A 12,661-nucleotide genomic window follows, 5' to 3' on the forward strand; every position below is an offset into this window, starting at 1 on the left:
AATGCAAGAAACGAAAAAAGAAATTAAACCTGAAAGCTTGGGTAAGGTGGTGCTGCTTTTGGGCGGTATGTCGAGCGAACGTGAAGTCTCGCTCATGAGTGGCAAGGGTGTCTACGATGCCTTGACCGAAGCCGGGGTCGATGTCACGCGTTTTGATCCGCAGGAGCAAAAGGTTTCTGAGTTGGAAAAGGGCGGCTATGATCGCGCCTTTATCGCTTTGCACGGCCGCTACGGTGAAGACGGTACGATTCAAGGCGTATTGGAATATTTGGGCGTTCCGTACACAGGACCGGGTGTGAAGACAAGCGCCATTGCAATTGACAAAAATCTCACGAAGCAAATTTGGCGTGAACGCCAGATTCCGACGCCCAAGGGCATGCTCGTGTCGCTTGACAGTGACTTGCATTATGTCATGCAGGAATTGGGACGCGACCTGGTGGTCAAACCCGCCCGTGAAGGCTCGAGCATCGGCTTGACAAAGCTCAAGGATGCCACAATTGAAGAGTTGCACGCTGCGATTGAAAAAGCGGCTGTCCTGGATCGCCATGTGTTGGTTGAAGAACGTATCTTCGGTCGAGAATTAACGGTTGCCGTGATGGGGTCCGGGCAAGATGCCAAGGTGTTACCCATCATTGAAATCATTGCTCCTGACGGAGACTACGACTATCAGAACAAGTACTTCACGAACGACGTCCGTTATGAATGCCCGGCTAAGCTTTCTGACGATCTGCGCGAAGATATCTCGCGTGCCTGCCTGAGTGCCTATCGTGCTTTGGGCGCCCGCGGCTGGAGCCGTATTGACCTCATTTTGGCCGATGACGGTTCGTTCTGCCTGTTGGAAATGAACACTTCGCCCGGCATGACGGCTCACTCTTTGGTGCCGCTTGCTGCGAAAAATGCAGGCTTAAGCTACAAGGAACTGGTGCTTCAGGTTTTGGCCGAAGCAAAATTGGATTTTGTACGCCCCTAGGTCTAAGCGTCGGTCTTTTTTTGCATGAAGCGTTTTTTTAAAGCGGTTCTGATTATTTTGGCGATGCTCCTGCTGCTTGCTGCGGTCGCAGTGAGCAGCTTTCCTCGTTATGCGGAATCGTTTTTCACCATTCGTGCCGTGGAATTGACCGGAGAGATTGACCATATTTCGTCCGTACATTTTCGAAGGGCCTTGGGTAACACCACAAACGGAACTTTTTTCAATATCAATTTGGATGCCATTCGCGAAGCGGCTCTGAGAGCCCCTTGGGTGAAGTCGGTTAACGTCAGGCGGGTTTGGCCTGACAAAATCAATATTGAAATCAAAGAGTACAAGGCATTGGCGCTTTGGGAAGACGGCAGGCTTGTCTCTGTCGATGGAGAACTTTTTGCCGCCAACCCTGAAGAGGTCGATAACCCTATGGCGCTGCCTGAATTTTTCGGACCTTCGGAAATGGTCCAGGAAGTTACGCGCCGATATAAACGCTTCAATAAAATGCTTCAGGTGGTGATGCCTAAAGCGCGCGTGACAGAAGTGAGCGTCAATGACCGTAACAGCTGGGCATTGGCCATTGCTTCCGACAAAATTCCTCCTACACGCATTGAGTTGGGAGTTGAGCACGAGGATTGGACGCTTGAAGATCGTTTCGGTGTGGTTATCGTACAATATCCGGATATAGTGAAACTAATGAAAGGGGCGCCCTCGAGTATTGACGCCAGGTATGAGTTGGCCTTCTCAGCTACGCTGCCCGAAAAGAGTCTGCGGATATACCGCTCGCAGGCCGGACGTCGGCAAGCGGCTGAGTCTATTGCAGAGGCCAACAGACAAAGTAGTGCGCGATGAAAGAAAATAAAAAAGTTATCACCGCATTGGATATCGGATCGAGCAAAATCCTTGCTGTCGTAGCCGAGATATACAAAGACGGAACGTTTCGGGTGTTGGCCCAGGGACGTGCCGAATCTCAAGGCGTGCTCGACGGCAATGTCATCAGTCCGGAAGAGGCACTGCCTCAGGTGAAAGCGGCTTTAGTCGAAGCGTTCGGCATTGCAGGCAAGATGCCGAGCCTTGACGTGTGCACGAATATTTCCGGCAAATCCCTGGAAGGGAAAGACTCCAGTGCGGAGATGCCTTTAAGAGGCCGCACGGTGACGGCAATGGACATGAAAAATGTCCAAAGCATGGCTCAGGACGCTCTTGAATTGCGCGACGATCAGCAGCTCATTAAATCGGACCTGCTCTACTACACACTCGATAATCAAGACGATGAGCTCACGGCTCAGAATACGCTCGATGCCAAAAGCTCAAGAATTTCGGCTCATCTTCACTCGGCCGTCACCAATTCAACAAGTGCGCTTAATCGTGCCAAGGTCATCCGCCGAAGTGGGATGGATATCACTCAGATTCTGCCAGAAGCCTGGGCAAGCAGTTATGCTGTCTTGACTCAGGATGAGATGCAAAATGGGGTTGTTGTCATTGATTTCGGAGCAGGCACAACCGATGTGGCGGTCTTTTTAGGCGGTCATCCTCGCTTTACTTTTACGCTCAATTACGGCGGCAGACGTATCACTCAACGCATCAGCGGTTATCTGCACTGTACGATGCAGGAAGCCGAATCGATTAAAACAAAGGTGGATTTGCGCTGCCGCCCCGAAGATGCGGATGTGATTTTGTATCGCACACCGTTGGAAGAGGGCAATAAAAAGTATTCCAAATTAGACATCTCACAAGTTGTCTATCGCGAAGTCCGAAACCTGAATATGGCGATCGGCGAAAAGCTCTTTGAAGCCGGTTGGTACGTGTCTCAAAACGGTATGCCTTGCAATACCTTGCCGGGCGGAATTGTTTTGACCGGGGGTTCGGCTTTATTGGTGGGTATTACGGAGCTGTTTTCCTCAATGCCCGGTCCTTTGGCTTACACATTCAGCACACGCCTGGGGCGCTCGCGTTACACGGGAGATGCCTGCATCGGTTTGAATTCTCCCAAAGAAAGTGCAGTCATGGGCCTCATCAGCTATGAAGCCATGCGATTTAAAGAAGGCGAAGAGGATGAAGGAGAGGCTGCGGCTTCCGATGATTCCTTATGGTCCAAAACCAAACGCTACGTCGTCGAGTTTTTTATCGGACAATACTGATTTTGTCATATCCCTGCCAAGCCCGACAGTTCGGGCTAGACCTCGAAAAGTCCCTAATAACATTGAAATTTTTTGTTGAAAATCTAAGCAAAAAACGCTTACTTCATACATAATTATGGGATTGGTTTTGGAGGCCTATTCCCATGTTTGAAGTACTCAGTGATAATGATCCTCGCCAGACGGTGATTAAGGTTGTCGGTGTGGGTGGCGGCGGTGGTAACGCCGTGGAACACATGATTGAGCGTGGTGCTCAAGGCATTGAATTTATTGCAATTAATACGGACTACACGGCTTTGTCGCACTCACGGGCTCATGCAACGCTGCAAATCGGTAAAACCGGTTTGGGTGCCGGCGCACGTCCCGAAGTCGGTGAGCAGGCTGCCATTGAAGCCAAAGATCGTATTAGAGAACTTCTGCAGGGCGCAAACCTTGTGTTTATCACAGCCGGTATGGGCGGCGGCACGGGAACGGGAGCCGCTCCTGTTGTGGCTCAAATTGCCCGTGAAATGGGTATTCTGACGGTCGCAGTCGTCACCAAGCCCTTCAGTTACGAAGGCGCTTTGCGTATGCAGCGCGCAGAAGAAGGTTTGGTGAAACTCAAGCAATGTGTTGATAGCCAGATTGTGATTCTCAACGATAAGCTTGAAGACGAATTAGGTGAAGATGCTTCCGTGAGTGAATGCTTTGCAGCCGCTGATGATGTTCTTTTCAAGGCATGTGCAGGCATTACGGAAATTATTCAAACTCCGGGTTTGATCGGTGTTGATTTCGAAGATCTTCGTACAGTGATGAGCGAACGCGGTACCGCGATGATGGGCTCAGCCATGGCTTCCGGTCCCGATCGTGCTCGCATTGCTGCTGAAAATGCCGTGGCTTGTCCGCTTCTTGAAGGCGTGACGCTCAACGGCGCTCGTGGCGTCTTGGTCTATATCACCGCCAGTGAAGAGACGATGAAGATGAAGGAAACCAAGACCGTGATGAATATCATCACCAACTTCACGGCTAAGGGCGCTCAAGTGATTTACGGCTCTGCCTACGATGACAGCATGGGTGACTCTATGCGTGTGACGGTGGTGGCCACCGGCTTGGATGGCGGCAAGGAAAAAGAGGTCGCTCCGATTGATAAGCCTGACGGAGAAATTTCGGTTTGGGAATCCAATAAGCGTACTTTTGATGAGCCTAAGCAGGCCGATCCTTGGCAGTCTCGCCAGCCTGCTTCGCAACCGGGCGGATCCACTCAGCAACCTGTGCGCACTTTGAATGAAACGCAACAGCCGGCTGAGGTTAAGCCAGCAGAGGAAAAGTCGACGCCCGTCGTTGAAACGAAACCCGAGCAACCCGCTGCTGAGGAAAAGACTCAGGATGAGTGGGAAAAGGGTTGGTGGGCCATCCGCCACGACACGAAGTAAGCACTCATTTATTTATGCTTAAACAACGAACACTTAAAAAAGTCGTCCGTACGGTGGGTATTGGCCTGCATTCAGGTCGCAAGGTGCATTTAACTTTGCGACCGGCAGAACCCGATACCGGCATTGTTTACTCGCGAGTCGATTTGGATCCGCCGGTCGTGATGCCTGCTGAAGCCACCCGCGTCAATGACACCCGAATGGCGACCACTTTAAACGAAGGTCCGGTCAAGATTTCCACTATTGAGCACTTAATGAGTGCTTTTAACGGCTTGGGGATCGATAACTGCTACGTGGACGTGGATGCGCCGGAAATTCCCATTATGGATGGGTCAGGCGCGAGTTTTGTATTTCTTATTCAGGCCGCAGGCATTGTTGAACAGTTCGCCCCCAAGCGTTTTGTTCGCGTGACTAAAACGGTTCGGGTCACTGAAGGGGACAAGTGGGCGCAGCTTGAGCCTCACGAGGGTTTTTCGCTTGCCTTTAGCATTAATTTCGGCCATCCTGCCATCGACAGTACAAAGCAATTTACTGAGGTTGATTTCTCTACCGTCGATTATGCGCACTCGGTGAGCCGCGCCCGTACGTTCGGCTTTGTGCAGGATGTGGAGATGCTGCGCTCAATCGGTTTGGCTCAGGGCGGTACGCTTGAAAATGCGGTGGTGATGGATGAGTATAGGGTACTCAATCCCGAGGGGTTGCGTAGTCAGGATGAGTTTGTCAAACACAAAATTCTCGACGCAATGGGCGACCTTTATGTATTAGGCCATCCGCTTTTGGCTCGTTACAGCGCCCATAAGTCAGGTCATGGTCTCAATAATAAATTGCTGCGTGCGCTTTTGGCTGATCCCGAATCTTGGGAATGGGCAACGTTTGAAAAAAATGATGCCCCCAAGGATTTCTCTTTTGAAAAGGTCAAAGCCATGTGATTGGCATCCGGGTGAGCCGTTTTTTCGAATTGAGCCCAATCGGAGTACTATCCTGATTGTGGCAAACCGATAGAAAACGGCTCATTTGATGTCTCTTTTCACGCTTTTTCTGATCACGTCTTTAGCAAACATTCTCTCGCCCGGCATGGGTGTGATCTTTGCCATTGTGCTTTCTTTGCAGCAAGGGTGGCATAAAACCGCATTTTTTGCTTTAGGTCAGGCTGTTGGTATTGCACTGCTTTTTACGGCAGCCATGTCCGGAATGGGCGTTATTTTAGCTTCCAGTCCCACTCTTTTTTCGATAATCAAAATCTGCGGTGCTTTCTTCATTCTCTATTTGGGTTGGCGCAGTTGGCATAAGCCCGGGATGCATTTCGGAACAAAAGGCGATCAACAAGGGCCTGCTTCAGAAACTCAAGTGCCGAAAGATGCCTGGAACAATTTTTCAAAAGGGGTAGTGATTTCTTTATGCAATCCTCAGCCCATCATTTTCGGTATCAGTGTTTTGCCGCAATTTGTGGACCCGGCCCAGTCCTATGTAGCACAGTCTGTTCTGATGATTGTTGTTTACGCCGTTTTGGTTTTCATCAATTTGGTGATGTATTCGATTTTGGCTGAAAGGGCCAGACGCTTTTTCTCAGGGCCAAAAGGCTCTCAGATCATTAATCGGGCGACCGCCTGCGTATTTTTCATCATCGGTTTTTTAGTACTGGGATTTGCAGTGAGCGATTTTCTCTAGAGAACTAGAGCTTTAACGCTTCGGCGAGTCTTTCCAACGCCTTACGGACGTTTTCATCTTCGGTGCGTTTGGCACTGGCGTAGACGGCTTCAGAGGCTCCGGGCTGGGCCACACGGGGGGCGTCCTTAGGATAGGGTTCAAAATCGGGCAGTGGTTTGATTTTGCCGGCTCTTATTGCCTGAATCGGGAAATTTAAACCGATATCAAAAAGCGCTTTTTCCAGTGTCGGTTGAATTTGTTTGAGGCGATTGGCAATGGTTGCCGTGGTTGTGTTGATGATGATGCCTTGAGCAGAGCATTCAATATGCACACAATGCTGAAAATCGATGTTAATACGTTTTTTACGGCAGGCATGCTCGAGCACCAGTGTCACTTTGGATGCCACCATTTGACGAGCGATAAAAGAGTCACCGTCGAGTGAATTAAAAACTGTTTTGATATTTTCCAGACCGTACATGATTTTCCTCTGATCGGCATTTTCTCATAGATAGCTTGCCAATGAGAAATGAGCACAAAAGTTACAAAAAAAGCTCGCAAAACTCAAAAAACTAAGAAATTTCAAAGCGAAATTGATCTGTCAATATGCGATAATCTCGAGCTATGGTTTGTCTCATTGACAAAAGTTGTCGTCAAAATTAACAAGAACGCGAAGTGTCTGATCACTCTCGCACAGGGTAAAAAAGATGTTTTCTGAGCTTTTAACGAAAATTTTCGGCAGTCGCAATGACCGCTTGATTAAACAGTACCGTCGTCAGTGCGTTGCGATCAATAAGTTGGAACCGACGATCAAAGCTTTGAGTGATGAAGAGCTCAAAGGCAAAACTCAAGAATTCCGTGATCGACTCGCAAAAGGTGAAACGCTCGAGGCATTACTGCCTGAAGCTTTTGCCGTTGTTCGTGAAGCCAGTTTACGTGTTTTGGGGATGCGCCACTTTGACGTACAGTTGATCGGCGGCATGGTGTTAAACGATGGCAAGATTGCTGAAATGCGTACCGGTGAAGGTAAGACGCTCACCGCAACCTTGGCTGTGTATTTAAACGCTCTGCCGGGTAAGGGTGTTCATGTGGTGACGGTCAATGACTATTTGGCCAAACGTGACGCCGAATGGATGGGCCGAGTTTACAACTTCCTCGGGATGACTGTCGGAACGATTTACAGCCAACAACCCAATGAAGAAAAGGTCCAGGCCTACGCTGCAGACATTACCTACGGTACCAATAACGAGTTTGGTTTTGACTATCTGCGTGACAACATGGAGTACGACATCCATCATCGTCGTCAACGCGGTCTGCACTATGCGATTGTCGACGAAGTGGACTCCATTTTGATTGACGAAGCTCGTACCCCTTTGATTATTTCAGGGCCTGCTGACGACAACACTGAGCTCTATGCCAAGATCAACGATATCCCGCCTCTTTTAACCCGTCAGGCAACGGAAAAGGGTGAAGGGGATTACTGGGTTGATGAAAAAGCGCACCAGGTTTATATCTCCGAACAAGGCCACGAACACATCGAGCAGATCCTGACTGAACGCGGCCTTATCCCTCAAGGACAAAGCCTCTACTCGGGTCAAAACATTATTTTGATGCACCACCTGATGGCTTCTTTGAGAGCGCATTCACTATTTAAGCGTGATCAGCACTATGTGGTTCAAAACGGTGAAATCGTCATCGTGGACGAATTCACGGGCCGTCTGATGCCGGGTCGCCGTTGGTCCGAAGGTTTGCATCAGGCCATTGAAGCTAAGGAAGGTGTCAAGATCAATCAGGAAAACCAAACGTTTGCCTCGATCACTTTCCAGAATTACTTCCGTATGTATGAAAAACTGGCTGGTATGACCGGTACGGCTGATACGGAAGCCTACGAATTCCAGGATATTTACGGTTTGGAAACGGTTGTCATTCCGACTCATAAGAAGATGATTCGTGATGACCAGCAAGACAAGGTGTTCCGCACGGTCGATGAAAAGTATCGCGCGATCATTGAAGACATCAAAGAATGCAACAAGCGCCAGCAACCGGTTCTGTTGGGTACGACCTCAATTGAAAACTCTGAAGCGCTCAGCCAACTGCTTGATAAAGAAGGAATCAAACACAATGTGTTGAACGCCAAGCAGCACGAACGTGAAGCTCAGATTGTTTTGGAAGCTGGCCGCCCGGGTGTAGTGACGATTGCTACGAACATGGCTGGCCGCGGTACCGATATCGTTTTGGGCGGTGGCATCAATAAACATATCGATGACATTAAGACCAATCCCGATCTGAGTGAAGAGGAAAAACAGGCTCAGATTGAAAAGGTTAAAGCCGAGTGGCAGATCGAACACGACAAGGTGGTGGCCGCAGGCGGTCTTCGAATCATCGGCAGTGAACGCCATGAGTCCCGCCGTATTGACAACCAGTTGCGTGGTCGTGCCGGTCGTCAGGGTGACCCGGGTTCGTCATGCTTCTACCTCTCGATGGAAGATCCGTTACTGAGAATCTTCGGCGGTGACCGTATGCGTGCGATTGCCGACAAACTTAAACTTGAAGAGGGTGTGGCCATTGAATCCAATATGCTTACGCGCATGATCGAAAGTGCTCAGCGTAAGGTCGAAGGCCGCAACTACGATATCCGTAAGCAGTTGCTTGAATTTGACGACGTTCAAAATGACCAGCGCCGTGAAATTTACCGCTTGCGAAATGAAATTTTGGAAAGTTCCGATTTAAGCGAAATGGTGACCAATTTGCGTCATGGCTATTTCACGGATCTTTTCAGAACGTATGTGCCGGTGGATACCGTTGAAGAGCAATGGGATCTCAACACCTTGACGACGATTCTCAAGAGTGAGTGGGGTATTGATCTGGACTTTGCCGGCATGCTTGAAAAGAGTAACTCAACCACCGATGAAGATTTGCTCAAGGCCTTGATCGATGAAGTGGATCGTATTTATAACGAAAAGGTGGAGTTGGCCGGTCCTCAAGCTATGCACGATTTTGCCAAACAAGTGACGCTGCAAGTTTTGGATAGCATCTGGCGTGCCCACATCACGGCTTTGGATGCTTTGCGTCAGGGTATTTACCTGCGTGGTTACGCTCAAAAGCAACCGAAGCAGGAATACAAGCGTGAAGCCTTCTCCATGTTTGAAACGCTGCTTGATCGTGTGCGCGAAAACGTGATGCGTGTGTTGATGACTGTTCGTATCCAGACTCGTGAAGAAGCCATGGCTGAACAGCAACGGGCTCAGCAGCAGGCGCTGGAACGTGCTCAGGCAATTGCTCAGGCCCAAGCTCGGGCCCAAGCCGAACAGCAGGCCAAGCAAAAGGTGGTGCATGACGATGAAGGGCACGAATTGTCCTTTACCGGCATATCACCCGCCGGCGTTGATCTCGATAAAGTCGATTGGCGAGGCGTTTCTCGCAACGATCCTTGCCCCTGTGGGTCGGGTAAAAAGTTTAAGAATTGCCACGGTCACATTGACTGATTTCAGAAACATTTAACCTAAGGGCGCTCAAGTCGGGCGCTCTTTTTTTCAGAAGTGCCGAAAAATGACAGATCGAATTGAAACATTGGTTGCCTGTGCAGTCCTGATGGATGAGCAGGGACGTTGTCTGTTGAATTCCAGACCGCAAGACAAGGTTTATGGCGGTTGGTGGGAGTTCCCCGGTGGAAAGCTTGAAGCGATGGAGACAGCTGAAGAAGCGGCCAAGCGCGAGGTGCGAGAGGAGTTGGGCCTTGATATTGCAGAGGCGGTTCCTTGGGTGACGATCGTTCATGATTATCCGCATGCTTTGGTTCGGGTTCATTTCCTGCGCTCCTGGAAGTGGCGAGGTACGCCCAAAGCACTCGAAAGACAGGACTCGTTCGGGTTCTTTGCACCGAATGAATGGCCCGAACCGCTTCTGGAGGCAAGTAAGCCCTTGAGAGAATGGCTCAAATGCCCCAAACACTGGCTCAAAATTAAGTCGGCTCAGGCGGCGGATTTTTTTGAATCACAAAAAGGCAGAACTTTTGACGGGGCTATTTTATGTGGTGAGCACGCCGCAGAATTTGAGACTTGGAAAGAAAAATTAGCGCCTTTGGGGGTTCGTGAGATTTGGGTGGATGCCGAGGCAAAAGCGGATGTTCAGCACAAAGCCGACGGCGTCTTTGTCGATGACAACCAAAGCAGTGACGCTATTGAAAATAAACGTTTTGCCGTCAAGGCTGATATCAGTCGTTGGGATGAAATCGCTGCCCAAGGCGCTCTTTTTGCCTGGGTTGATCCAGCAGTACGGGTTGCTTCAAGCGCCTGGCTTCGTTTAATGGCCGATAACCCCGTACCGCTCTTTCTCACGAATATAAAGATCAATGACGAAAAGTTATTGAGACCGCACGGGGCACACGGTTGGATTGAAACTATTTAGTCTCGCCTGAAGAGTCTTTTTTCTCTTCTTCTAAATGAGAAAAAAGCTCTTGGGCCAGTTTGTCGGCTTCGCTTTCGTTTGTTTGGGCGTAAGAATTGCCGCGAATAACGTAAGCATCACTTGCCCACTCGCCCAAGTCAATCAGTTTGCATCGCTCCGAGCAAAACGGGCGCCAGGGATTTTTTTCTGACCATTCAACCGGTTTCTTACAAGTCGGGCACTTGACAATCATACGGGTTCTCTCGATTTAGGCGACTGGCGCGCCATGTTGAGGTAAAAGTCGTGCAATCGACGCACTTGTTGAGTGAGCGCTTCCACCGTGGACTCATTGACGATGACTTCATTGGCAATAGCTTTTCTGGCATCGCGAGTAGCCTGAGTTGCGATAATGGCCATGACTTCTTCGGCAGAAAGCTTAGAGCGCTGCATGACACGAGCCACTTGAGTTTCAACTTCACAGTCGATCACCAAAATACGGTCACAACGACTGATCCACTGAGGACTTTCCGCTAAAAGGGGAACAACCAGCACAACATAGGGGGCTTGTGAGTGCTGAGAGATCGAGGCCATCGTTACATTAGCGATGATCGGGTGCAAGATAGCTTCCAGCTTATGACGGGCTTCGGGATCTTTAAAGACCAATTCGCGCATTTTATTTCGATCAAGCCGCCCCGAAGGATCAATCAACTCATCGCCGAATGCCTCACGAATGGCAGGAATGGCCAAACCGTTGGGAGCAGTGATCGCGTGGCTGATCAAATCCGTGTCAATAACGGGCACACCCAATGCCTCAAAAGCGTTACTGGCTTGAGTTTTCCCGGAGCCGATTCCGCCGGTCAAGCCCACAATCCATGTCATGAAAAAACCTATGAAAGAATAATTGAAAGACTCACAAATTATACGTTCTTTGGAGTCGTCAATTGAAAAAAGAAAATGTTTTTCCTCATGTCCTAGGTAGCCACGCGTAATGCAGTTAATGACGTTTTTTTTTCAGGACAAGACAGGAGCGCTTTTTCCCTATTCGGCGTGGGTCTTGTTTGGACTAACCGTTAACAGATTCTGGGCAGCTGCTCACCGTTTAACCAATCAACGCTTCTGCGGCCACCCAGAAGCGTTTTCATTTCAACAAAACCGGCATTTTCTTGTGTGACTTCTCCGATAATGGCTGCATCGCGACCGTGAGGGTGCACTTTCATGATGCGCAAAACCTTCTGTGCATCATTGGGGTTACAGATCACGATGACTTTGCCTTCGTTGGCGACAAAAAGAGGATCGAGCCCTAAAAATTCACAGGCGGCAGCAACCGAAGGTTTAACGGGAATGGATTCTTCGTTCAGAAAAATCCCGACACCGCTTTGATGGGCAATTTCGTTAAGCGTTGCTGCCAATCCGCCTCGAGTCGGATCACGTAAGACATGAATGTCGGGGACTGCTGACAACACTTTTTCAATCAGATCATTTAAGGGGGCGGTGTCACTTTCAATTTCTGTTAAAAAGGACATGTTTTCCCGTTTGGACAAAATGGCTGTTCCGTGGTCACCCATGGATCCCGAAATCAAAATCACATCTCCCGGCCGAGCATTCTTACCGGAAATCGGGAAATCCGTTATTTTTTCTCCGATTCCGGTCGTTGAGATATAAATGCCATCGCTGTGACCTTTTTCGACCACTTTGGTGTCACCGGTGACGATGGCAACGTGTGACTCTTTCGCACTTTTTGCCATCGACTCAACGATTTTGTTGAGATCGCTCAAAGCAAAGCCTTCTTCAAGGATGAAACTCGCAGCAATGTATAAGGGTTTGGCACCACACATTGCTACATCATTGACCGTGCCGCAAACTGCGAGTCGCCCGATGTCTCCGCCTGGGAAAAATAAGGGTGAGATCACATGCGCATCGCACGAAACGGCTATAGGTCGTTTCATGGGCGGGAGAACCGCACCGTCGTGTCCCTCATCGAGCCAATCATTGGTGAAGTGGCGTGCGAAAATTTCTTCAATTAATTGGGCACTCGCGAGGCCGCCCGCACCGTGAGTCATTTCGATGCGGCCGCCTTTCAGATCGAGATGGCGAACGTAGCTGGGTTTAATGGATGACATTTG

12 protein-coding genes are annotated in these 12,661 nt (G+C 49.5%); 8 read left to right on the forward strand and 4 right to left on the reverse strand.

Annotation, left to right across the window (positions count from 1 at the left end; genetic code table 11):
- The first annotated feature begins 1 nt into the window (after position 1).
- From H5985_RS03755 to H5985_RS03780, 6 genes are all read left to right on the forward strand, one after another.
- Positions 2 to 970 carry a D-alanine--D-alanine ligase gene (locus tag H5985_RS03755; RefSeq protein ID WP_205049981.1) on the forward strand — a complete coding sequence of 323 codons (969 nt, stop codon included), beginning with the start codon at positions 2 to 4 and terminating at the stop codon, positions 968 to 970.
- Between the two features lie 24 nt (positions 971 to 994).
- The gene (locus H5985_RS03760; RefSeq protein WP_205049982.1) at positions 995 to 1,813 is read left to right on the forward strand and encodes a cell division protein FtsQ/DivIB; all 819 of its coding nucleotides are present in this window, start codon (positions 995 to 997) and stop codon (positions 1,811 to 1,813) included.
- Positions 1,810 to 3,102, forward strand: coding sequence for a cell division protein FtsA (gene ftsA, locus H5985_RS03765; protein ID WP_205049983.1), 1,293 nt, complete (start codon positions 1,810 to 1,812; stop codon positions 3,100 to 3,102). The genes H5985_RS03760 and ftsA overlap by 4 nt, the downstream gene beginning before the upstream one ends.
- Positions 3,103 to 3,245: 143 nt before the next feature.
- Positions 3,246 to 4,511 (forward strand): cell division protein FtsZ, encoded by a 1,266-nt coding sequence (gene ftsZ / locus H5985_RS03770; RefSeq protein WP_205049984.1) that lies wholly within the window; start codon positions 3,246 to 3,248, stop codon positions 4,509 to 4,511.
- Positions 4,512 to 4,525: 14 nt separating this feature from the next.
- Positions 4,526 to 5,437 (forward strand): UDP-3-O-acyl-N-acetylglucosamine deacetylase, encoded by a 912-nt coding sequence (gene lpxC, locus H5985_RS03775; RefSeq protein ID WP_205049985.1) that lies wholly within the window; start codon positions 4,526 to 4,528, stop codon positions 5,435 to 5,437.
- An 88-nt stretch (positions 5,438 to 5,525) separates the two neighbouring features.
- Positions 5,526 to 6,176 (forward strand): LysE family translocator, encoded by a 651-nt coding sequence (locus H5985_RS03780; RefSeq protein WP_205049986.1) that lies wholly within the window; start codon positions 5,526 to 5,528, stop codon positions 6,174 to 6,176.
- Between the two features lie 4 nt (positions 6,177 to 6,180).
- On the opposite strand, the gene H5985_RS03785 is transcribed toward H5985_RS03780, so the two are convergent.
- Entirely contained in the window at positions 6,181 to 6,633 is a 453-nt protein-coding gene (locus H5985_RS03785; protein ID WP_205049987.1) for a hypothetical protein, read from the reverse strand.
- A gap of 226 nt (positions 6,634 to 6,859) precedes the next feature.
- Between H5985_RS03785 and secA the strand changes: the two genes are divergently transcribed.
- Both secA and H5985_RS03795 read left to right on the forward strand, forming a co-directional pair.
- On the forward strand, positions 6,860 to 9,637 hold the full coding sequence (secA, locus tag H5985_RS03790; protein ID WP_205049988.1) for a preprotein translocase subunit SecA: 2,778 nt from the start codon (positions 6,860 to 6,862) through the stop codon (positions 9,635 to 9,637).
- A 64-nt stretch (positions 9,638 to 9,701) separates the two neighbouring features.
- On the forward strand, positions 9,702 to 10,559 hold the full coding sequence (locus H5985_RS03795; RefSeq protein WP_205049989.1) for an NUDIX domain-containing protein: 858 nt from the start codon (positions 9,702 to 9,704) through the stop codon (positions 10,557 to 10,559).
- Here the strand turns inward: H5985_RS03795 and yacG are convergent.
- The 3 genes from yacG to hypE all read right to left on the reverse strand — a co-directional run bounded on the left by yacG (position 10,552) and on the right by hypE (position 12,658).
- Positions 10,552 to 10,791, reverse strand: a complete 240-nt coding sequence (gene yacG / locus H5985_RS03800) for a DNA gyrase inhibitor YacG (RefSeq protein WP_205049990.1) — start codon at positions 10,789 to 10,791, stop codon at positions 10,552 to 10,554. The two genes, H5985_RS03795 and yacG, sit on opposite strands and share 8 nt — an antisense overlap.
- Positions 10,788 to 11,417 (reverse strand): dephospho-CoA kinase, encoded by a 630-nt coding sequence (gene coaE, locus H5985_RS03805; RefSeq protein WP_205049991.1) that lies wholly within the window; start codon positions 11,415 to 11,417, stop codon positions 10,788 to 10,790. Before coaE ends, yacG begins: the two co-directional genes overlap by 4 nt.
- A 191-nt stretch (positions 11,418 to 11,608) precedes the next feature.
- A complete protein-coding gene (hypE, locus tag H5985_RS03810; protein WP_205049992.1) occupies positions 11,609 to 12,658 on the reverse strand; it encodes a hydrogenase expression/formation protein HypE in 1,050 nt (349 codons plus the stop codon).
- Between the last annotated feature and the right edge of the window lie 3 nt (positions 12,659 to 12,661).

The organism is Parasutterella secunda (genome assembly GCF_016901835.1).
Classification (GTDB): domain Bacteria; phylum Pseudomonadota; class Gammaproteobacteria; order Burkholderiales; family Burkholderiaceae_F; genus Aphodousia; species Aphodousia faecavium.

Excerpts from the sequence above, each read along its gene's own strand:
- ftsZ (WP_205049984.1), top strand. The coding sequence starts at position 3,246 with ATGTTTGAAGTACTCAGTGATAATGATCCTCGCCAGACGGTGATTAAG.
- ftsA (WP_205049983.1), top strand. The coding sequence starts at position 1,810 with ATGAAAGAAAATAAAAAAGTTATCACCGCATTGGATATCGGATCGAGC.
- yacG (WP_205049990.1), bottom strand. The coding sequence starts at position 10,791 with ATGATTGTCAAGTGCCCGACTTGTAAGAAACCGGTTGAATGGTCAGAA.
- hypE (WP_205049992.1), bottom strand. The coding sequence starts at position 12,658 with ATGTCATCCATTAAACCCAGCTACGTTCGCCATCTCGATCTGAAAGGC.
- secA (WP_205049988.1), top strand. The coding sequence starts at position 6,860 with ATGTTTTCTGAGCTTTTAACGAAAATTTTCGGCAGTCGCAATGACCGC.
- H5985_RS03795 (WP_205049989.1), top strand. The coding sequence starts at position 9,702 with ATGACAGATCGAATTGAAACATTGGTTGCCTGTGCAGTCCTGATGGAT.
- H5985_RS03785 (WP_205049987.1), bottom strand. The coding sequence starts at position 6,633 with ATGTACGGTCTGGAAAATATCAAAACAGTTTTTAATTCACTCGACGGT.
- H5985_RS03755 (WP_205049981.1), top strand. The coding sequence starts at position 2 with ATGCAAGAAACGAAAAAAGAAATTAAACCTGAAAGCTTGGGTAAGGTG.
- lpxC (WP_205049985.1), top strand. The coding sequence starts at position 4,526 with ATGCTTAAACAACGAACACTTAAAAAAGTCGTCCGTACGGTGGGTATT.
- H5985_RS03780 (WP_205049986.1), top strand. The coding sequence starts at position 5,526 with ATGTCTCTTTTCACGCTTTTTCTGATCACGTCTTTAGCAAACATTCTC.
- coaE (WP_205049991.1), bottom strand. The coding sequence starts at position 11,417 with ATGACATGGATTGTGGGCTTGACCGGCGGAATCGGCTCCGGGAAAACT.
- H5985_RS03760 (WP_205049982.1), top strand. The coding sequence starts at position 995 with ATGAAGCGTTTTTTTAAAGCGGTTCTGATTATTTTGGCGATGCTCCTG.